Below are 19,029 nucleotides of genomic sequence, written 5' to 3'. Positions count from 1 at the left end.
CCGAACCGTTGCCGAAAAGGGGAGGGAATGGAGGCCTCGCCTGGAGTCGAACCAGGATTAAGGGAGTTGCAATCCCTTGCGTAGCCATTCCGCCACGAGGCCGCAGGGTGTTCGGAGCGCATCTCGCTCCGTCTTTCCTGTAAAAAGATCTTATGACCTCGCTGTCATGCGATCAATTATAATAATGATATCAATATATATAATATAAAAAATGGTAATTCGCGCCTCGATCGGTCGAGGATAGGAATTTATATTGGAAGGTGTGTGGTGTACTTGGTCTCTTCCAGAATGACTGTGCTCTGGATTTCGTGCAGGCCCGGCAGCATCACCAGCTTCTCGCGCAAGAGGGTCTGGAAGTGATCCATGTCCCGCACGACGACGCGCAGGTTGAAGTCGAATTCGCCGAGCATCAGCTGCACCACCTGGATCTCGGGGATCTTCAGGGCTGCTTCCTGGAATACCGAGATCGACTGGCGCCCGTGGCCCGACAGCTTGATGCGCACCAGGATCGTCGCGTCGAAGCCGAGCTTGCGGCGGTCGAGGATGATCGAGCGGCCGAGGATCACCTTGTCCTCGATCATCCGGTTGATGCGGCGCGAGCAGGGCGATTGCGACAGGCCGACTCGCTCCGCCACCTCGGTGACGGAGAGGGAACCGTCCTGTTGCAGGACGCGCAGGATCTTCAGGTCGGTTTCGTCGAGTGGCTGCATGTTTCAGCTCCGTCTACGCGCTGGCGCGCTGGTTTCATGCGCGCTAGTCTATTCGGACGCCTCGAAAAGACAAGATTAGCCGGATTGCCGGCTCTATAGTGACGGCGCTGATGGTGTAAGTCGCAGGGAGGAACGCGATGGGAGCCTGCATGATCGGCTGGGCCCATTCCAGGTTCGGCAAATCGGAAGCGGCAGGAGCGGAGGAGCTCATTGCCGAAGTGGTCGGCGACAGCCTCAGACATGCCGATGTCGGTCCGCAGGAGATCGACGCGATCTTCCTCGGCTCCTTCAACAACGGGTTTTCCAAACAGGATTTCCAGGCCTCTCTGGTCGCCCTTGCGGTGCCCGAGCTGCGCTTCACCCCGGCAACGCGCGTCGAGAATGCCTGCGCCACCGGCTCGGCCGCGATCCATGCGGGCATCCGCCAGATCGAGAGCGGGCGCGCCCGCCGCGTGCTGGTCGTCGGCGTGGAGAAGATGACCGCGACCCCGACGCCGGAGGTCGGCGACATCCTGCTTGGCGCCTCCTACCGCAAGGAGGAAGCCGAGGTCGACGGCGGGTTCGCTGGCGTCTTCGCCAACATCGCTCAGGCCTATTTCCAGGCCTATGGCGACCGGCGCGAGAGCCTGGCGCGGATCGCCGCCAAGAACCACGCCAACGGCATGGCCAATCCGTATGCGCATATGCGCAAGGCGTTCGATTTCGATTTCTGCAACGAGGTCTCGGAGAAGAACCCGATCGTCGCCGGCCCGCTGCGCCGCACCGACTGCTCGCTGATCTCCGACGGGGCAGCGGCGATGGTGATCGCCGACACCGACACCGCGCTGACCACCGCGCCGCGCGCGGTCTATTTCCGTGCCGCCGAGCATGTGAACGACTTCCTGCCGCTCAGCCGTCGCTCGAAGACTTCCTTCGAAGGCGCTGCAAGGGCTTGGAATTCGGCCTATGAGCGGGCAAAGGTCGGCGTCGCCGATCTCTCCTTCGTCGAGACCCACGACTGCTTCACCATCGCCGAGCTGCTGGAATACGAGGCCATGGGCCTTGCCCGTGAGGGCGAGGGGCACCGCATCATCGACGAGGGCGTCTCGGCCTTCGGCGGCCGCCTGCCGGTGAACCCGTCCGGCGGTCTGAAGTCCAAGGGCCATCCCATCGGCGCCACCGGCGTCTCGCAGCATGTGATGGCGGCGATGCAGCTGTGCGGCGATGCCGGCGACATGCAGCTGCCCCGGGCCGAGCTTGCCGGCGTGTTCAACATGGGCGGGGCGGCGGTCGCCAACTACGTCTCGATCCTGGAGCGGCTGAAATGAGGGTGGAAGGCGCCGAGCGCATGTCCAACCGGGTGATGAATCTCGGTGACCTGCTCACCGATGCCGCCCGCCGCCATCCGGACCGGCCCGCCGTCGTGCATGGCGAACGGATTGTCAGCTGGGCCGAGATGAACGCCCGCGTGGACGCCTTTGCCCATGCGATGGCCGGCCTCGGCATCGGGCCGGGCGACAAGGTGATCGTCCAGTCGCGCAACTCGGTCGAGATGTTCGAGACCATGTTCGCGGTCTACAAGCTCGGCGCCGTCTGGGTGCCGACCAATTTCCGCATCCTGCCGGACGACGTCTCGCATGTCGCCAGTTCCTCGCAGGCGAAAGCCATCATCTACGAGCCGGAATTCGCCGCCCATGCCGATGCGGCGCGCGATGCAGGGGCGCAGATCGTCATCTGCATCGGCGAAGCGCGCGCAGGCGAGCATGTCCACGCCGATCTGGTGGCGGCGGAGTTCGGCAAGCCCTTCCGGGCCGCCCCCGTCGAGCGGGACGACCCCTGCTGGTTCTTCTTTACCTCCGGCAGCACCGGCAAGCCGAAGGCGGCCGTGCTCAGCCACGGGCAGATGGCCTTCGTCATCACCAATCATCTCGCCGACCTGATGCCGGGCACCACCTCTGACGATGCCTCGCTGGTCGTCGCGCCGCTGTCGCACGGGGCGGGCATCCACCAGCTGATCCAGGTGGCGCGCTGCGTTACCACCGTGCTGACGGTCTCGCGCAGCCTCGATGCCGACGAGGCGTTCCGCCTGATCGAGCGTCACCGTGTCTCCAACATGTTCACCGTGCCGAGCATTCTGACCGCGCTGGTCAGCGATCCGGCGGTGGACCGCTACGACCATTCCTCGCTGCGCCACGTCATCTATGCCGGCGCGCCGATGCTGCGCGAGCACCAGAAGACGGCGCTGCGCAAGCTCGGCCGCTGTCTGGTGCAGTATTTCGGCCTCGGCGAGGTGACGGGCAACATCACAGTGCTGCCGCCGCATCTGCACGATCCGGAGGACGGGCCGGGCGTGCGCGTCGGCACCTGCGGCTACGCCCGCACCGGCATGCAGATCGAGATCCAGGACGGCGAAGGCAACCCGCTGCCGCCGGGGGAAAACGGCGAGATCTGCGTCATCGGCCCGGCGGTGTTCAACGGCTATTACCGCAACGAGAAGGCCAATGCCGAATCCTTCCGGGGCGGCTGGTTCCGCACCGGCGATATCGGCCATTTCGACGAGAACGGCTTCCTGTTCATCACCGGGCGTGCCTCGGACATGTTCATCTCCGGCGGCTCCAACATCTATCCGCTGGAGGTGGAGGAGAAGATCGTTGCCCATCCGGCGGTGGCCGAGGCCTGCGTTGTCGGCATGCCGGACGAGAAATGGGGCGAGATCGGCGTTGCCGCCATCGTCCTGCAGCCGGGCGCCGAGATCACGCCGGAGCAGCTGAAGGCGGACCTCGCCTCGCGCATCGCCGGCTACAAGATCCCCAAGCGTTTCGTTGTCTTCGACGAGCTGCCGCGCTCGGGCTACGGCAAGATCACCAAGAAGGCGGTACGCGAGCTGCTGGAAAGCCGCCTTGCCGAAGCGCCGGTACTGGAGGGGGCGAGGTGAGGGGCCCTGGCGGCCTGCCAGCCGCCTCGCGGCTGCTGCGTCAGCCCGGCCCGGTCGCCCGCGACCGGATCACCCTCGGCATGGATATCTGCGAGGACGTGCGCTCGGGCCTGGTGCGGCTCGTCCCCGGCACGCCGCTGGTGGAGGCCTTCGGCGCGGCGATGCGCGCGGCGACCGGCGGCGAGTGGCGGCCCGCCGCCTTCGAGATCCTGTCGGGCGGGTTCGAGCCCTGCATCTACTGCCTCGCAGCACCCGATCCCGGCGGCGAGCGGGTGGTGACCTATACGCCGATGACGAATGCCGGCGCCGTGCGCGCTTTCGGCGGCTCGGCAACGCTGGGGATCGGCGCCGACGGCGCGCCGCTGCTGCATTGCCACGCCTGGTTCGCCGAACCGCACGAGGGGCGGGTGTTCGGCGGCCATCTCGATACCTTCGCCAGCCGCGTCGGTGGCGAGGGCTTGCGGGTCCGCATGATGGTGTTCGACAGCTTCGACATCCGGCAGCTGCCCGATGCGGAGACCAACCATACCGTCTTCCGGCCTCTGGACCGTTCAGGAGGGGTGCAATGAGCGAAGAGGTGAAGCTTGTCAGCGGCCGCACCGGCCGCACCGTCTATGCCCGCGTCCATCCCAACGAGGATCTCGTCCAGGCGGTGGAGAAGATCTGCCTGCGCGAAGGGCTGGAGCAGTGCTTTCTGCGCGCCGGGCTCGGCAGCCTGACCGACGCCTGCGTCGCCTTCTCCTCCGGCAGCATCAAGGTGGTGCGCGGCCCGGCGGTGGAGGTGATCGGCATGAGCGGCATGGTCGAGGCGGACGAGGCCGGCAATCCGGTCGCTATGCTGCACGGCGTGCTTGCCGAGCCGAACGGCACGATCAGCGGCGGCCGTTTCCTGCCCGGGCAGAACCCGGTCTGCGTGACCTTCGAGATCGTGCTGGAGGAATGGCTGCCGGATGCGGTGCCGGCCGGCACACTTGCCGGAGCACGGGGCGCTCCGGTCACCGATGCAATGGGAGGTGCACGCGCATGACCGCTCTCAACCGCACGCTCGAGGAGCGCTGCCATATCGTCACCGGCGGGGCGTCGGGCATCGGCCTTGCCACCGCACGCTGGCTGCTCGCCCGCGGCGCCGACGTGGCGCTGCTCGACATGTCGCGCGAGGCGCTCGACAAGGCGATCGCCGACCTCTCGGCCGAGTTCGAGGGCGCGTCCGACCGCCTGTTCGGCGCCCGCGCCGACATTCGCGACGAGGGCAGCCTGCAGCTTGCCTTCGAGGGAATCCAGGAGCGCTTCGGCCGGCCGCTTGCGGGGCTGGTCAATTCCGCCGGTATCGCCCGTGCGGTGCCGTTCCGCGAGACCGATGCGGAGCTGATGCGCACCGTGCTCGATGTCAACGTGGTCGGCACCTTCCTCGCCGTGCGCGCCTTCGTCGCGGCCGAGCGGGAGCCGGATGCCGCCGTCGTCAACATCGCCTCGGTGTCCGGCCTGATCGGCAACTCGCTGCGCACCGCCTATGGCGCCTCCAAGGGCGCGGTGGTGACCATGACCAAGGTGATGGCCAGCGAGCTGGCTCCGATGGGGGTGCGCGTCAATGCGGTCGCGCCGGGGCCGATCAGCACGCCGCTGCTCGACGGGCTGCACAGCGATGCCGCCCGCAACGCCTGGATCAGCCGCATCCCGCAGCGCCGCTACGGCGCGCCCGAAGAGGTGGCCGAGGCCATCGGCTTCATGCTGTCGCCGGCCGCCAGCTTCGTCACTGGCGAGGTTCTGGTGGTCGATGGAGGGTTCCTGTCGGCCGGCATCTAGCAGGCCGTGGACAGACAAGACACGAGAGCTCCCCCGCCGGTCTCGCCAAGATGCGATCCGGCGGATCGCGACGAGCCGGGAGGGGCGTCACGGAACCGCGCCGCAGTTTCCCACCGCTCCGCCCGTCCCGCCGCAACAAAGGCCCGCGTCCCGAGAGGGGCGCGGGCCATTTTCTTTTCCGCATGAAAGAGACCGGCGAGGCTGCCCCGCCGTCTCGTCAGATGTGCAGCGCGTGGCCGAGCGCGGCAAGGCAGGCTTCCTGCAGGCCCTCGCTCTGGGTCGGGTGGGCATGGATCACCGCACCGATGTCGTCGATCCGGGCGCCCATCTCGATGGCGATGGAGAACGCCGCCGACAGCTCCGAAACGCCGCGGCCGACCGCCTGAAGTCCGAGGATCAGCCCGTCCTCCTTGCGCGCGACGACGCGCACGAAGCCGTCCTCGGCCTCCATCGTCATGGCGCGGCCATTGGCGGCGAAGGGGAACTGGCCGGTAGTCACCGCACCGCCCTGTTTCTTCGCCTCGTCCGGCGACAGGCCGCAGGTGACGATCTCCGGATCGGTGAAGCACACCGCCGGGATGCAGCGCTTGTCCCAGCTGCGCTTGTGGCCGGCGATGATCTCGGCCACCATCTCGCCTTGCGCCATGGCGCGGTGGGCGAGCATCGGCTCCCCGGTCACGTCGCCGATGGCGAAGACGCCCTGCATCGACGTCCGGCAGCGGTCGTCGATGCGCAGGAACGGCCCGTCGGTGGCCAGTCCCAGGCTGGCGATATTGGCGCTGTCGGAGCGCGGACGGCGGCCGACGGTGACCAGCACCTTGTCGGCGGCGATCTCGCGCTCGCTGCCCTCGGCGGTCTCCACCTTGAGGCCCTTGTCGCCGAGCCCCTTCGCCTTGGTCGACAGCATCACCTCGATGCCGAGCGCCTGCAGCGACTTGAGGACGGGACGGGTGAGGGCGCTGTCGTATTGCGGCAGGATCCGCTCGGCCGCCTCGACCACGGTCACCCTGGCGCCGAGCTTGGCGAAGGCCGTGCCGATCTCCAGGCCGATATAGCCGCCGCCGACGACGCACAGCTTTTCCGGGACGGAGCGCAGCGACAGCGCCTCGCTGGAGCTGATCACCGTGTCGCCGAACGGCAGGAACGGCAGTTCGACCGGCGCCGAGCCGGTGGCGATCACCACCTGTTCGGCGCGGATCTGCACCGAGGTGTCGCCGGTCGTCACCTTGACGGTCTTGCCGTCCTGGAAGGTCGCCTTGCCGGCGATCAGCCGCACGCCGGACTTTTTCAAGAGGCCCGCCACGCCGGCATTCAGCCGGGTGACGATGCCGTTCTTCCAGTCGACGGTGGCGGACAGGTCGATCTGCGGCGAGGCGGCGGTGATGCCGAGCGGCGAGCTGCCGTTGAAATGCGACAGCTTGTGGAACTCCTCGGCCGCGTGGATCAGCGCCTTGGAGGGGATGCAGCCGACATTGAGGCAGGTGCCGCCGGGCTTCTGCTCGTCGACGATGATCGTGTCGATGCCGAGCTGGCCGGCGCGGATGCCGCAGACATAGCCGCCGGGACCGGCGCCGATGATCAGCAGCTTGCAGGTCATGTCGCTCATGGGCTCAGTCCTCGACGAACATCAGGGCAGGGGTTTCCAGCAGCGATTTCAGCTTCTGGACGAAGACGGCGGCATCCCAGCCGTCGATCACGCGGTGATCGAAGGAGCAGGAGATGTTCATCACCTTGCGCGGCTGGAACTCCTTGCCGTCCCACAAGGGACGCACGGCCATCTTGTTGATGCCGACGATCGCCACCTCCGGGTGGTTGATGATCGGCGTCGTCGCAATGGCGCCGAGCGGCCCGAGCGAGGTGATGGTGATGGTCGAGCCGGACAGCTCCTCGCGGCTCGCCTTGCCCTCGCGGGCGGCTTCGGCCAGGCGCACCACCTCGGCCGCACAATCCCAGACCGAGCGCGCTTCCGTGTGGCGGGCGACCGGCACGGTCAGCCCTGCGGGGGTCTGGGTGGCGATGCCGATATGCACGGCATCGTACTGGCGCACCACGCCGCCCTCGTCGTCGTAGAGCGCGTTCATCTCGGGCTGTTCGCGCACCGCCATGACGATGGCGCGCATGACGAAGGGCAGCAGGGTCAGCTTGCCGCGGTTCGCCGCATGCGCCGCGTTCAGCTGGCCGCGCAGCTCCTCCACCGCGGTAACGTCGACTTCCTCGACGATGGTGATGTGCGGGATGCGCGACTTGGACAGGGCCATCTTCTCGGCGATGCGCCGGCGCATGCCCACCACCTTGACGTCGCGGGTGCCGAGCGCGGGCATGCGCCCGCTCTGGCGCGACGTCGGCGGCCCATGCTCGATATAGGCGTCGAGGTCCTCGTGCAGGATGCGGCCCGCCGGGCCCGATCCGCCGACCCGGCGCAGGTCGATGCCGGCCTCCTGCGCGCGCCGGCGCACGGCCGGAGAGGCGAGCGGCTTCTCACCGGCCGCCAGCGGACGATGCGCGGCCGCGGGCCGCGCCGCCTGGGACTGGGAAGCGGGCTGAGACTTGGCTTCGGGCTTGGCCGGAGACTTTTCTGCCGACTTCTCCGGGGCGGGCGCGGCCGGCTTTTCGCCTGCGGCCTCTGCCGTGTCGTCGGTCTTGTCCTTTGCGTCTGCCTTGGGGGCGGGGGCGTCGGCTGCGGCGGAGTCGTTGCCTTCGCCCTCGACCTCGATCTGGATGAATTTCGCGCCGATGGCGATCACGTCGCCCGGTTCGCCGCACAGCCAGACGACCTTGCCGGCAACGGTCGAGGGGATCTCGACCGCGGCCTTGTCGGTCATCACGGTGCCGAGCACGTCCTCGTCCTGGACCTCGTCGCCGATGGCGACGTTCCACTCGGTAAGCTCGGCCTCGGCGATGCCTTCGCCGATATCGGGAAGGGTGATGGTGAAGATACCCATGGACTCAGCCCTCCAGAACCTGCGCGAAGGCGCGCTTGATCCGCTCGGGACCCGGGAAATAGGTCCACTCCTGCGCATGCGGGTAGGGCGTGTCCCAGCCCGTCACGCGGACGATCGGCGCTTCCAGGTGATAGAAGCAGCTCTCCTGCACGGCGGCGCAAAGCTCGGCGCCGAAGCCGGAGGTCTTGGTCGCCTCGTGGATGACGACGCAGCGCCCGGTCTTGCGCACCGAGGCCTCGATGGTCTCCAGGTCCAGCGGCAGCAGCGTGCGCAGGTCGATGATTTCCGCATCGACGCCCGCTTCCTCGGCCGCCGCCTGGGCGACATAGACCATGGTGCCGTAGGCCAGCACGGTCAGCGCCGAGCCCTCGCGGCGGATCTTCGCCTTGCCCAGCGGCACGGTGAAGTAGTCCTCGCTGACATCGCCGAGCTCGTGGTTCTTCCACGAGACGACCGGCCGGTCGTGATGGCCGTCGAAGGGACCGTTGTAGAGCCGCTTGGGTTCCAGGAAGATCACCGGATCCGGGTCCTCGATGGAGGCGAGCAGCAGGCCCTTGGCATCGCGCGGGTTGGACGGCACCACCACCTTCAGGCCGGCGACATGCGTGAACAGCGCCTCCGGGCTCTGGCTGTGGGTCTGGCCGCCGAAGATGCCGCCGCCGGTCGGCATGCGGATCACCATCGGGCAGGTGAACTGGCCGGCGGAGCGGTGGCGCATGCGCGCCGCCTCGCTGACGATCTGGTCGTAGGCCGGGTACATGTAGTCGGCGAACTGGATCTCGACGACCGGCTTCAGGCCATAGGCGCACATGCCGACGGCGGCGCCGACGATGCCGTTCTCGCTGATCGGCGCGTCGAAGCAGCGGTTGCTGCCGTATTTCTTCTGCAGGCCGGCGGTGCAGCGGAACACGCCGCCGAAATAGCCGACATCCTCGCCGAACACGACGACCTGCTTTTCCCGGTCCATGGCAAGGTCATGGGCGTTGCGGATCGCCTCGATCATGGTCATGCGTGCCATGTCAGAACCCCGCTTCCTGGCGCTGGCGCTGGAGATGCGGCGGCATCTCAGCGTAGACATCGTCGAACATCGACCGCGGCGAGGGCTTCGGCCCGGAAATCAGGGTGCCGTTGGCCTCCGCCTTCTTCTGGCAGGCGCGCACCTCGTCGGTGATCTCGGCCAGGGCCTGGGTGTGGCGCTCCTCGGACCACTCGCCGATGGTGATGAGGTGCCGCTTCAGCCGGTCGATGGGCTCGCCGAGCGGCCAGGCGCTGAACTCCTCCTTCGAGCGGTAGGCGGACGGATCGTCCGAGGTCGAGTGCCCGCCGGCGCGGTAGGTGACGTGCTCGATCAGGGTCGGGCCGAGGCCCGAGCGGGCCCGCTCGGCCGCCCAGCTCGCCACCGCATGGACGGCGAGATAGTCGTTGCCGTCGACACGGATCGAGGGGATGCCGAAGCCGTGGCCGCGCGCGGCGAAGGTGACGGCACCGCCCCGCGCCACGCCCTGGAACGTCGAGATCGCCCACTGGTTGTTGACGATGTTGAGGATCACCGGCGCCTTGTAGCTGGAGGCGAAGACCATCGCGGCGTGGAAGTCACTCTCCGAGGTCGAGCCGTCGCCGATCCAGCCGGCGGCGATCTTCGTGTCGTTGGAGATCGCCGAGGCCATCGCCCAGCCCACCGCCTGGATGAACTGCGTGCCCAGGTTGCCGGAGATGGTGAAAAAGCCGTGGTCGCGCGCCGAATACATCACCGGCAGCTGGCGGCCTTTCAGCGGGTCGGCGGCGTTGGAGTAGATCTGGTTCATCATGTCGGTCATGGGATAACCGCTGGCGATGAGCAGCCCGGCCTGCCGGTAGGTGGGGAAGTGCATGTCGCCGTCCTGCAGCGCCATGTGGAAGGCGCAGGACACCGCTTCCTCGCCCAGATGCTGCATGTAGAAGCTGGTCTTGCCCTGGCGCTGCGCCTTCAGCATGCGCTCGTCGAACTGGCGCAGGGTCAGCATGTGGCGCAGGCCCGTGCGCAGCGCCTCGGCGTCCAGCAGCCCGGCCCAGGGACCGACCGCCTCTCCGGCCTTGTTCAGCACGCGCACGACCGAAAAGGCCATGTCGCGCATGTCTTCCGGCGCCTCGTCGATGGCCGGCCGGCGCACCGCGCCGGCGCGCGGGATCTCGAAATCGGAGAAGTCCGGCGTGTCGCCCGGCCGGCAGCCGGGTTCCGGAACATGAAGGGAAAGCGGTCGTGGAGCGGTCATGAAAACTCCTTCGTCGACAGTGTGCAATTCCGTTCGGCGCGCGGTCCGCGCACCGCGGCGGGGCAATCAGGAACGGTCGCGCTCGGCCAGCATGGCACGGGCGACGATCACACGCATGATCTCGTTGGTGCCTTCCAGGATCTGGTGCACGCGCAGGTCGCGGACAATCTTCTCGATCCCGTAATCCTCGAGATAGCCGTAGCCGCCCAGCATCTGCAGCGCGTCGTTGGCGACGCGGAACGCGGTATCGGTGACGAAGCGCTTGGCCATGGCGCAATGCTTGGTCGCGTCGCTTGCGCCCTGGTCGAGCTTCCATGCGGCCTGGCGCAGGAACGCGCGCGATGCCTGCAGCTCGATCTCCATGTCGGCGAGCCGGAACTGCAGCCCCTGGAACTGGTCGATCGTCTTGCCGAAGGCCTTGCGCTCGCCCATGTAGCGGGTCGCCGCGGTGAGCGCGCCCTGCGCGCCGCCGAGCGCACAGGCGGCGATGTTGAGCCGTCCGCCGTCGAGGCCCTTCATGGCATAGGCAAAGCCCTTGCCTTCCTCGCCGAGCAGGTTCGCCGCCGGCACCGTGCAGTCGTCGAACTGCACCTGGGCGGTCGGCTGCGCCTTCCAGCCCATCTTGTGTTCCGCCGCGCCGAAGGAAAGCCCGGCGCTGCCGTCCTCGACCACCAGCGTCGAGATGCCCTTGGGGCCGTCCTCGCCGGTCCGGCACATCACCACATAGACGTCGGAATAGCCGCCGCCGGAGATGAACGCCTTGCTGCCGTTCAGCACATAGCCTTCGTTGCTGCGGGCCGCGCGGGTGCGCAGGGCCGCCGCGTCCGAGCCCGAGCCCGGCTCGGTCAGGCAGTAGGAGGCGATGCTTTCCATGCTCGCGAGCGGGGCGAGGAAGCGTTCGCGCAGTTCCTCGCTGCCGTAATTGGCGATCATGCCGGCGCACATGTTGTGGATCGAGATGAAGGCCGCAACGGAGGGGCAGGCCTCGGACAACGCCTCGAAGACCAGCGTCGCGTCCAGCCGGGTCAGGCCGGTGCCGCCGTACTCTTCCGGCACGTAGAGCGCGCCGAAGCCGAGTTCGCCCGCCTGGCGCAGCACGTCGCGGGGAATGGTGCCGGCCTTTTCCCAGGCATAGGCATGCGGCGCGATGGCCTCCCGGCCGAAGTCGCGGGCCATGTCGAAGATGAGGGTCTGTTCCTCGGACAGCGCAAAATCCATGTACGGCGCCTCCTCGCCTGAAATATGCCCGGTCCCTGACGATGGCATGAGATGCGGGCCCGTGCACCGGGGGTGTCGGGCGGTCAGGTCTCGGGTGTTTCCAATACTATTGCCCGCTATGAGTGAAATTTCATGCTGAATTTGCTTCGATTTTGCCGGTGTGTGAAATATCCTTCTGCGATGATGCGATATGAAGGAGGAACGTGTTGTGCCGCGACAGCTTGATGACATCGACCGTCGCATCCTCAAGGCGCTGGTCGCAAACGGGCGTTTGTCCAACACCGAACTGGCGCGCGAGGTCGGCCTGTCCCCGAGCCCGTGCTGGCAGCGGGTGCGTCGGCTGGAGGAAGAGGGGGTGATCTCCGGCTACACGGCGGTGCTCGATCACGAGGCGCTCGGCGTCGGCGAGACGGTGATGATCGAGGTCTCGCTCGACCGCCACGACCCGGAAGCGCTGGAGGGCTTCGGCAAGGCGATGGCGGAGATCCCGGAGGTGCTGGAGGTCTACCTGATGGCCGGCGACTGCGATTATTTCGTCAAGGTCGCGGCGAGCGGCACCAAGGGCGTTGAAGAGTTCCTGCGCGAGCGGCTGTTCCCGATCCCGGGCCTGCGCCACTCCAAGTCCAGCTTCTCGCTGCGCTGCCTGAAGAAGGTGACCTCCTGCGTGCCCGGTTGAGTGTTCCGGCGCTGAGGCGGGCGGGGCAGCTCAGCCTCGCGGCTCGCGGGTCAGCAGGGCGAGCACGAAGACCGCCCCCAGCGATGTGGTGACGATGCCGATGGGCAGTTCCTGCGGCGCCAGCAGGGTGCGCGCGGCAATGTCGCTGATCAGGAGCAGCCCGGCGCCGGTGAGCGCCGCCACCGGCACGAAGCGCCCGTGCATCGGCCCGGCGAGCGCACGCGCGATATGCGGCACCATCAGCCCGACGAAGCCGATCACGCCGCTGATCGATACGAAGGCGGCGGTCGCGAAGGCGCACACCAGAAACGTCGTGCGGCGCAGCGCCACCACGTCGACGCCGAGCGTGCGAGCGGTGTCCTCGCCGGCCAGCAGCGCGTCGAAATTGCGGTGGCGGACGAAGGCGAAGGCAAGGATCGCGGCAAGGCCGACCGCCGCGATCGGCAACAGGTCCCAGCGGGCGAGGCCAAGGCCCCCCAGCGTCCAGAACAATACGGAATGGGCGGCCCGCTGGTCGCCGGCAAAGACCAGATAGTTGGTCAGCGCCATGAACAGGAACGAGACCGCAAGCCCCGCCAGCACGAGCCGCGCCGGTCCCCGGTCGCCGAGCCGGGCGATCAGCGCCAGCACGATCACCGAGGCGGCCATGCCACCGGCAAAGGCGGCGAGCGGCAGCGTCCACAGGCCGAGCAGGTCGCCGGTGACGGTGATCACCAGCACCGCTCCGGCGGCCGCGCCCGAGGACAGGCCGAACAGGAACGGATCGGCCAGGTCGTTGCGCGTCGTCGTCTGCAACAGGCAGCCGACCGTGCCGAGCCCGGCCCCGACCAGCAGCGCCAGCAGCGCGCGCGGCAGGCGCAGGTCCATGACGATGCGCGCCGTCGGCCCGTCGCCGCCGGCGAGTGCGTCGATTACCGCGCGCACGGGCAGCGGCGTCGAGCCGATGGCAACGGCGGCCACCAGCAGCGCGATGACCGCCAGCAGGCTAACCGCCAGGACCAGCGCCAGCCGCATGGCTCAGAACGCCTCCGGATGCATGGCCCGGGCGAGCCGCTCGATGCCCTCGACATTCGCCGGTCCCGGCGTCAGTTCCTCATAGCGCAGAGGCAGATAGCGGGCGTTCTTCACAGCTTCGGTCTGGCTCATCACCGGATGGGCTTCCAGGAAGGCGCGCAGCTTGTCCGCCCCGCCGCCGTCCTGGTAGTCGAGCAGGATGATGAACTGCGGGTCGGCTGCCGCCACCGCCTCCCACGAGGTGGTGCCCCAGCTGGTCTCCATGTCGGCGGTGACGTTGCGCCCGCCGGCCGCCTCGATCATCGCCGTCGGCATGGCGAAGCGGCCTGCGGTAAACGGCTTGTCCTCGCCGGAATCGTAGAGGAACACCTTCAGCTCGCGGTTCTCGCCGATGCGCTCGGTCAGCTCCGCCATCCGTGCCTTCCAGCCGTCGACCAGCGCCTGGGCCTCGGCCTCCTTGCCGAAGATGGTGCCCAGCCGCAGCATGTCGCCATAGAGCAGGTCGAGCGAGGCGGCGGGTCGCGCCTTGTCCAGATGGATGCAGCTCTCGGTGAGGATCAGCGTCTTGATGCCGTGCGGCGCCAGCGTGTCCGGGGTGACGTCGCCGCCCGGCTTCATGCCGTAGTACCAGCCGGCGAAGAACAGGTCCGGATCGGCCGCGACGAGATTTTCCAGCGTCGGATATTTCGGCGCGATCTCGGGGATGTCGCCGCGCTTGCGCTCGAACTCCTCGCTGGTCTTGTACCAGCCGCTGATGCCGCTGACGCCGACCATCCGGTCTTGCAGGCCGAGCGCGAAGGCCATCTCGCTCATGTTGATGTCCTGCACCACGATGCGCTCGGGCGCAGCCTCGAAGGTCAGCGGCGTCCCGCAATTGTCGACGGTGACGGGAAAGGCGAGGGCCGGTGCGGCAAGGGCCATCGCAGCGGTGAACAGGGAAAGGCGCTTGAGGCCGGACTTCTTCATGGGGGACAGACTCCTCGTGAGGATGAAAAACCGTGGAACGCTGGGAAAAGGCGAGGGCGCGGCTCAGCCGCGCGTCGCCACCGCACGCAGATGCGGCGCGCCGGGCGCGGGACGCTCGGGTCCTGAAAGCTCTGACCCTGAAAGCTCGCCGGCAATGCCGGTGCCGAACCGCCCCTCGATGGGGATGTCCAGCACGCTGATCTGGCGGGCCTCCACCGGATGCTGCATCCGGTGCATGTCGACGCTGAAGACCGCGCGCACCCGCTCGCTCGACAGCACCTCGACCGGATGGCCGTGCGCGACCAGCCGGCCGCCCTGGATCAGCGCCACATGGCTGGCGAAGGCCTCGATCAGGGTCAGGTCGTGCAAGGCCGCGACCACTGTGATGCCGAGGCCCGAGACGAGGCTGAGCAGCTCGCCGCGCGCCAGCGGATCGAGATGGTTCGTCGGTTCGTCCAGGACCAGGATGCGCGGGCGCTGGCAGATGGCGCGGGCGATCTTCGCCCGCTGGCGCTCGCCGCCGGAAATCTCGCTCATGCGCCGGTCGGAAAAGCGCGTCAGGTCGGCCAGCGTCAGCGCCTCCTGCGTTGCCCTGGCGCTCGCCTCGCGTCCGCCGGTGCGGTGATGCGGCAGCTGGCCGAGGGAGACATATTGCGAGACGGTCAGCCGGTCGTCGCTCTCCTCGCTCTGGCCGACATAGGCGATGACGCGGGCGCGCTCGGTGATCGGCACATTGCGATACGGCCTGCCGCCGAGCAGCATCTCGCCGCCGGTCGGCTCGCTCAGCCCGGCGATCAGCCGGATCAGTGTCGACTTGCCCGCGCCGTTCGGCCCGGCAATGACGAGGATCTCGCCGTCATGCACATGCAGCGTCAGGTCGGAGAGGAGCGCGTCCGCGCCGCGCGGCCGGTAGGCGACCTCGCGCAGCTCCAGCACCACCGGGGTTCCGCTGTGATGGCTCATGCGCCGTTCTCCCGGCCCGGCGATCCGGGGTCGAAAGCGGGCAGGGCGGGCATGCGCGCCAGCGTCTTGCCCTTCAGCCCGTCGGGGCGCTGCAGCGAGGAGCACCAGCCGTCTTCGAGTTCGCCATATTGCCGGGCGAAGGCGACCAGCGTCTCCACGTCGCGTTCCGGCTCGATGTCGCCGAACAGATAGCTCGCCTTGCCGTCGGCCTGATAGGCGACCGTGCAGGGGTGCGAGCAGCCGGCCATGCAGGCCGCACCCGCCACGCTCACATGCGCCAGGCCGCCCTCGGCAAGTGCGGCGCTCAGGGCCTCGATCAGGTCCTTGCCCGGCTGTTCGCGCGTTTGCGGATCGCGGCAGGTGGTGCACACGGTGATGCGGTGCCGGCGCGTATCGGGAGCTGCGTCCATGCGGCGTTCGCCGAGCGCCAGGTCATGCGCCATGGCGATGCCCCGCGCGTTCGCCCGCAAGGTTCGGCAAGCTGCGGATAAAGGCCCTGGATGGGCGGAAGATGGACTCGTTGCGTGTCATGGCTACCTTCCCGGAACACCCCGTCCGGTCGTCGTTGCGGGAGATGGCAGGTCTCCTGGCTCGCGGGTCCGGTCCGGCCGCGCCTTCCCGCCCGGCTTCGGGCAGTGGCATCGTGCGGCTGGACCTGGGCCATTCGTCCGGTAAAGGACGTCGGCCCCGGCCGCTTACAGTTGCGGGGGCAGCCACGGTCTCGGCCCCTGATGGGTACGCCTCACCGTGTTCCCTTTTCATGCCTCTGGCGGTTCGGCCGTCGGCAACCATCGCCGCCAAACTGGCAGATGACGGGGACCGCATCAAGACCAATCGCCCAAAGCCATCGCCGCCGTCTCACGCCGCGGCGCTGCCCCAGGCGGGGAAGGGGTCGTCGAGCCCGGTCCAGCGCTCCGGATGAAAGCCCGTATCGGCGACCAGCGCCGCGTCGAGTTCGGCGCGGATCGCCGCCTCGTCCATGCCGCTCGTGCCGATGAAGACGATTTCCTGCCGCCGGTCGCCCCACACGGGATGCAGGTAGGGCTCCATCGCCCGCTGCCATTCGGGCGACTCGGGCCAGTGTTGGCGCGGCACCGCCGACCACCACAGCCCGCGCTTTTCGGTGGTAACGAAGGCGCCGGCCTGGCTGATCTCGCCGACGAAACGCGGCCGCGTCGCCAGCCAGAAGAAGCCCTTGGCGCGGATCACGCCCGGCCAGCTCTTGTTGACGAAGCGGCTCAGCGCGCGCGGGGCGAAGGGGCGGCGCGCCCGGTAGACGAAGGAGCGGATGCCGTATTCCTCCGTTTCCGGCACATGGTCGGCAAAGCCGTTCAGCTCCTTGAACCACAGCGGATGCTCGTGCGCCTTGTCGAAGTCGAAGCGCCCGGTGCCCAGCACGTCGCGCAAGGGAACCGCAGAGCGGTCGGTCTCCATGATCACCGCATCCGGGTTGAGGGCGCGCACGATCTGGCGCGCGGCTTCGAGATCCAGCGGCCGGGCATCGCTCACCTTGTTGAGGATGATCGTATCGGCAAACTCGATCTGGTCGACGAGCAGATCGACCAGGGTGCGCTCGTCGTCCTCGCCGAGCGATTCTCCCCGCTCGGTCAGGAAGTCGGTGGAGCCGTAGTCCTTCAGCAGATTTGCCGCGTCCACGACCGTCACCATCGAATCGAGCCGCGCCACATCGCTCAGGCTCTCGCCGTTCTCGTCGCGGAATTCGAAGGTCGAGGCGACCGGCAGCGGCTCGGAAATGCCGGTGGATTCGATCACCAGATGGTCGAAGCGGCCCTCCCGGGCCAGCGCCTGCACCTCGCGCAACAGATCCTCGCGCAGCGTGCAGCAGATGCAGCCATTGGTCATCTCCACCAGCCGCTCCTGGGTTCGCGAGACGTTGCCGCCACCCTCGCGCACCAGGCTGGCGTCGATGTTCACCTCGCTCATGTCGTTGACGATGACGGCGACCCGCAGCCCCTCGCGATTGTTGAGGATGTGGTTGAGCAGGGTGGTCTTGCCGGCGCCGAGAAAGCCGGACAGCACAGTAACGGGCAGGCGATTGTCCATCGCGAAAGCTCCTGAGCTATGATGTTATCACATAACAATGTTTGACCGAAAGAAAGGCGGCCGGAACCGCCACGATTATTTAATCTCTCGGCCGTTCCCCCGGCCACGCGAAGCGCGCGCCGGGGCCTGTTGGTTGCCAGAGCGGCGGCGAGGACACGCCGACGCGCGCCCACGCCCCGCCTGTCGTCCCTGTTTCGGCGCAGCCGAAGACCGGGATCCAGTAACCCCAGGACGTGCGGCCCGAGCCGTGACGTCGCCGCGAGCGCCCCTCGTCGAGGCTGGGGAACTGCTTGCGCAAACCTGCCCATCCCGGCGGATACTGGATGCCTGCCTGCGCAGGCGTGACAGCCGTGGAAGATAGCGATGCGCTCCCGCCTCAGCCGTTGCCGCCAAGGCACTGTTCCATCGAGCTGGCCAGTCCGTCGATCAGGCCGAAATAGAGGTCCGGCCCGTCGGCGAGTTCCGCGCCCAGCGGATCGAGAACGCCCGAGCGGGCAGCGGTGCCCTCGGTCACCACCTGGATCAGCTTCGGTTCGAACTGCGGCTCGGCGAAGACGCAGGTCGCGCCCAGCTCGCCGATGCGGGCCTTGATCTCTGCGACCCGCTCCGCACCCGGCATCACTTCCGGGCTGACGGTGATCGAGCCCGAGGCGGTCACGTCGAAACGCTTCTCGAAATACTGGTAGCCGTCGTGGAAGACGATGAAGCCCTTGCCGCGCAGCGGCGTCAGGCGGGCGTCGATGTCGGCGCGCATCGTCTCGATGCGCTCGACGGTCTTTGCCGCATTGGCCTCATAGGCGGCGGCGTTGTCCGGGTCGGCTTCCGACAGGGCCTCGGCGATCTCGTTCACCATGGCCTTGGCGTTTTCCGGGTCGAGCCAGATATGCGCGTCGAAGGCTCCGTGCGCGTGCCCGTGGCCGTCAGCGTCTCCATGGTCGTGACCATGCGCCTCGGCCGTCTCGTGCTTCTCGTCATGATCGTGGCCGGCATGGTCGTCGTGCTTGTCCTCGTCATGGTCGGCATGCCCATGTTCGCCCCCATGGTCCCCATGATCATGCGCCTCGAACGCGCCGCCCTCGCGGAAGGGGAGCTTGACGAGGCCGTGCGCATCGATTAGCTCGACCGACTTCGCGCCGGTGCCGATGGTCTCGACCGGCTTTTCCAGGAAGGCTTCCAGCTCGTGGCCGATCCAGAAGATCAGGTCGGCATCCTGCAGCGCCCGCGCCTGCGAGGGGCGCAGGCTGTAGGTGTGCGGCGATCCGGCGCCCTCGATGATCAGCTGCGGTTCGCCGATGCCCTGCATCACCGAGGCCACGAGCGAATGGACCGGCTTGATCGAGGCCACCACCTTTGGTGCGGCATGCCCTGCGGCACTCGTCGCAACCAGCAGCGAGGCGGACAGCAGCAGTGTGCGGGCAAGCGTCATGATCGTCTCCGTATCGGCTGACATGTTATAAGATTACATTGTTGCGTTACGCTATAACGTGTGAGATACAGGCGGGCAAGC

General features: G+C 67.8%; 18 protein-coding genes, 1 tRNA gene and 1 riboswitch. Of the genes, 6 read left to right on the top strand and 13 right to left on the bottom strand.

Translation table 11 applies throughout. The features are described from left to right. Positions 1 to 28: 28 nt before the first annotated feature. Both ACVJ6E_RS00200 and ACVJ6E_RS00195 read right to left on the bottom strand, forming a co-directional pair. Positions 29 to 102: transfer RNA gene (locus ACVJ6E_RS00200), tRNA-Cys, on the bottom strand. A gap of 146 nt (positions 103 to 248) precedes the next feature. Then, complete coding sequence (locus ACVJ6E_RS00195; protein WP_067222522.1) at positions 249 to 710, bottom strand: Lrp/AsnC family transcriptional regulator; 462 nt, start codon at positions 708 to 710, stop codon at positions 249 to 251. Positions 711 to 859: 149 nt separating this feature from the next. Between ACVJ6E_RS00195 and ACVJ6E_RS00190 the strand changes: the two genes are divergently transcribed. Genes ACVJ6E_RS00190 through ACVJ6E_RS00170 form a run of 5 tightly spaced genes read left to right on the top strand, consistent with a single transcriptional unit; the run spans position 860 to position 5,427 of the window. Further along, positions 860 to 2,017: an acetyl-CoA acetyltransferase gene (locus tag ACVJ6E_RS00190; protein ID WP_491676378.1), complete on the top strand. Its 1,158-nt coding sequence runs from the start codon at positions 860 to 862 to the stop codon at positions 2,015 to 2,017. After that, positions 2,014 to 3,624: an acyl-CoA synthetase gene (locus tag ACVJ6E_RS00185; RefSeq protein WP_120268167.1), complete on the top strand. Its 1,611-nt coding sequence runs from the start codon at positions 2,014 to 2,016 to the stop codon at positions 3,622 to 3,624. Before ACVJ6E_RS00190 ends, ACVJ6E_RS00185 begins: the two co-directional genes overlap by 4 nt. Continuing rightward, complete coding sequence (locus ACVJ6E_RS00180; protein ID WP_147421838.1) at positions 3,621 to 4,193, top strand: PPC domain-containing DNA-binding protein; 573 nt, start codon at positions 3,621 to 3,623, stop codon at positions 4,191 to 4,193. The genes ACVJ6E_RS00185 and ACVJ6E_RS00180 overlap by 4 nt, the downstream gene beginning before the upstream one ends. Beyond that, entirely contained in the window at positions 4,190 to 4,651 is a 462-nt protein-coding gene (locus ACVJ6E_RS00175) for a PPC domain-containing DNA-binding protein (protein WP_120268165.1), read from the top strand. The genes ACVJ6E_RS00180 and ACVJ6E_RS00175 overlap by 4 nt, the downstream gene beginning before the upstream one ends. Next, positions 4,648 to 5,427, top strand: a complete 780-nt coding sequence (locus ACVJ6E_RS00170; RefSeq protein WP_120268164.1) for an SDR family NAD(P)-dependent oxidoreductase — start codon at positions 4,648 to 4,650, stop codon at positions 5,425 to 5,427. Before ACVJ6E_RS00175 ends, ACVJ6E_RS00170 begins: the two co-directional genes overlap by 4 nt. Before the next feature lie 217 nt (positions 5,428 to 5,644). On the opposite strand, the gene lpdA is transcribed toward ACVJ6E_RS00170, so the two are convergent. The 5 genes from lpdA to ACVJ6E_RS00145 form a co-directional block, all read right to left on the bottom strand. Beyond that, the gene (gene lpdA / locus ACVJ6E_RS00165) at positions 5,645 to 7,033 is read right to left on the bottom strand and encodes a dihydrolipoyl dehydrogenase (RefSeq protein ID WP_120268163.1); all 1,389 of its coding nucleotides are present in this window, start codon (positions 7,031 to 7,033) and stop codon (positions 5,645 to 5,647) included. A 4-nt stretch (positions 7,034 to 7,037) separates the two neighbouring features. Further along, positions 7,038 to 8,369, bottom strand: a complete 1,332-nt coding sequence (locus ACVJ6E_RS00160; protein ID WP_120268162.1) for a dihydrolipoamide acetyltransferase family protein — start codon at positions 8,367 to 8,369, stop codon at positions 7,038 to 7,040. Between the two features lie 4 nt (positions 8,370 to 8,373). Beyond that, complete coding sequence (locus tag ACVJ6E_RS00155; protein ID WP_067222541.1) at positions 8,374 to 9,387, bottom strand: alpha-ketoacid dehydrogenase subunit beta; 1,014 nt, start codon at positions 9,385 to 9,387, stop codon at positions 8,374 to 8,376. 1 nt (position 9,388) lies between these two features. Beyond that, a complete protein-coding gene (locus ACVJ6E_RS00150; protein ID WP_067222544.1) occupies positions 9,389 to 10,621 on the bottom strand; it encodes a 3-methyl-2-oxobutanoate dehydrogenase (2-methylpropanoyl-transferring) subunit alpha in 1,233 nt (410 codons plus the stop codon). A gap of 66 nt (positions 10,622 to 10,687) precedes the next feature. Beyond that, positions 10,688 to 11,839 (bottom strand): acyl-CoA dehydrogenase family protein, encoded by a 1,152-nt coding sequence (locus tag ACVJ6E_RS00145; protein WP_120268161.1) that lies wholly within the window; start codon positions 11,837 to 11,839, stop codon positions 10,688 to 10,690. A gap of 208 nt (positions 11,840 to 12,047) precedes the next feature. Here ACVJ6E_RS00145 and ACVJ6E_RS00140 point away from each other — a divergent pair, with 208 nt between their 5' ends. Next, positions 12,048 to 12,515 (top strand): Lrp/AsnC family transcriptional regulator, encoded by a 468-nt coding sequence (locus tag ACVJ6E_RS00140; RefSeq protein WP_120268403.1) that lies wholly within the window; start codon positions 12,048 to 12,050, stop codon positions 12,513 to 12,515. A gap of 30 nt (positions 12,516 to 12,545) precedes the next feature. Here ACVJ6E_RS00140 and ACVJ6E_RS00135 read toward each other — a convergent pair whose 3' ends face one another. The 6 genes from ACVJ6E_RS00135 to znuA form a co-directional block, all read right to left on the bottom strand. Beyond that, a complete protein-coding gene (locus tag ACVJ6E_RS00135; RefSeq protein ID WP_120268160.1) occupies positions 12,546 to 13,529 on the bottom strand; it encodes a FecCD family ABC transporter permease in 984 nt (327 codons plus the stop codon). A 3-nt stretch (positions 13,530 to 13,532) separates the two neighbouring features. Further along, positions 13,533 to 14,495, bottom strand: a complete 963-nt coding sequence (locus ACVJ6E_RS00130) for an ABC transporter substrate-binding protein (RefSeq protein WP_120268159.1) — start codon at positions 14,493 to 14,495, stop codon at positions 13,533 to 13,535. A gap of 63 nt (positions 14,496 to 14,558) precedes the next feature. Beyond that, positions 14,559 to 15,458, bottom strand: a complete 900-nt coding sequence (locus tag ACVJ6E_RS00125; RefSeq protein WP_120268158.1) for an ABC transporter ATP-binding protein — start codon at positions 15,456 to 15,458, stop codon at positions 14,559 to 14,561. Then, positions 15,455 to 15,901, bottom strand: a complete 447-nt coding sequence (locus ACVJ6E_RS00120; RefSeq protein ID WP_491676377.1) for a DUF1636 family protein — start codon at positions 15,899 to 15,901, stop codon at positions 15,455 to 15,457. Before ACVJ6E_RS00120 ends, ACVJ6E_RS00125 begins: the two co-directional genes overlap by 4 nt. A 116-nt stretch (positions 15,902 to 16,017) precedes the next feature. Next, positions 16,018 to 16,266: riboswitch (cobalamin riboswitch) on the bottom strand. Positions 16,267 to 16,316: 50 nt separating this feature from the next. Beyond that, positions 16,317 to 17,522, bottom strand: coding sequence for a zinc metallochaperone GTPase ZigA (gene zigA, locus ACVJ6E_RS00115; RefSeq protein ID WP_120268157.1), 1,206 nt, complete (start codon positions 17,520 to 17,522; stop codon positions 16,317 to 16,319). Between the two features lie 376 nt (positions 17,523 to 17,898). Continuing rightward, a complete protein-coding gene (gene znuA, locus ACVJ6E_RS00110) occupies positions 17,899 to 18,948 on the bottom strand; it encodes a zinc ABC transporter substrate-binding protein ZnuA (RefSeq protein ID WP_120268156.1) in 1,050 nt (349 codons plus the stop codon). Positions 18,949 to 19,029 lie beyond the last annotated feature (81 nt).

The sequence above is a fragment of the Stappia sp. G46H5W genome (assembly GCF_058448995.1).
The sequence above is the reverse complement of the archived record's forward strand: the minus strand, read 5'-3'. Positions and strand labels throughout refer to the sequence as shown.

Excerpts from the sequence above, each read along its gene's own strand:
- ACVJ6E_RS00160 (WP_120268162.1), bottom strand. The coding sequence starts at position 8,369 with ATGGGTATCTTCACCATCACCCTTCCCGATATCGGCGAAGGCATCGCC.
- ACVJ6E_RS00145 (WP_120268161.1), bottom strand. The coding sequence starts at position 11,839 with ATGGATTTTGCGCTGTCCGAGGAACAGACCCTCATCTTCGACATGGCC.
- ACVJ6E_RS00195 (WP_067222522.1), bottom strand. The coding sequence starts at position 710 with ATGCAGCCACTCGACGAAACCGACCTGAAGATCCTGCGCGTCCTGCAA.
- ACVJ6E_RS00125 (WP_120268158.1), bottom strand. The coding sequence starts at position 15,458 with ATGAGCCATCACAGCGGAACCCCGGTGGTGCTGGAGCTGCGCGAGGTC.
- znuA (WP_120268156.1), bottom strand. The coding sequence starts at position 18,948 with ATGACGCTTGCCCGCACACTGCTGCTGTCCGCCTCGCTGCTGGTTGCG.
- ACVJ6E_RS00185 (WP_120268167.1), top strand. The coding sequence starts at position 2,014 with ATGAGGGTGGAAGGCGCCGAGCGCATGTCCAACCGGGTGATGAATCTC.
- ACVJ6E_RS00135 (WP_120268160.1), bottom strand. The coding sequence starts at position 13,529 with ATGCGGCTGGCGCTGGTCCTGGCGGTTAGCCTGCTGGCGGTCATCGCG.
- ACVJ6E_RS00190 (WP_491676378.1), top strand. The coding sequence starts at position 860 with ATGATCGGCTGGGCCCATTCCAGGTTCGGCAAATCGGAAGCGGCAGGA.
- ACVJ6E_RS00175 (WP_120268165.1), top strand. The coding sequence starts at position 4,190 with ATGAGCGAAGAGGTGAAGCTTGTCAGCGGCCGCACCGGCCGCACCGTC.
- lpdA (WP_120268163.1), bottom strand. The coding sequence starts at position 7,033 with ATGAGCGACATGACCTGCAAGCTGCTGATCATCGGCGCCGGTCCCGGC.
- ACVJ6E_RS00130 (WP_120268159.1), bottom strand. The coding sequence starts at position 14,495 with ATGAAGAAGTCCGGCCTCAAGCGCCTTTCCCTGTTCACCGCTGCGATG.
- ACVJ6E_RS00150 (WP_067222544.1), bottom strand. The coding sequence starts at position 10,621 with ATGACCGCTCCACGACCGCTTTCCCTTCATGTTCCGGAACCCGGCTGC.
- ACVJ6E_RS00120 (WP_491676377.1), bottom strand. The coding sequence starts at position 15,901 with ATGGCGCATGACCTGGCGCTCGGCGAACGCCGCATGGACGCAGCTCCC.
- zigA (WP_120268157.1), bottom strand. The coding sequence starts at position 17,522 with ATGGACAATCGCCTGCCCGTTACTGTGCTGTCCGGCTTTCTCGGCGCC.
- ACVJ6E_RS00155 (WP_067222541.1), bottom strand. The coding sequence starts at position 9,387 with ATGGCACGCATGACCATGATCGAGGCGATCCGCAACGCCCATGACCTT.
- ACVJ6E_RS00170 (WP_120268164.1), top strand. The coding sequence starts at position 4,648 with ATGACCGCTCTCAACCGCACGCTCGAGGAGCGCTGCCATATCGTCACC.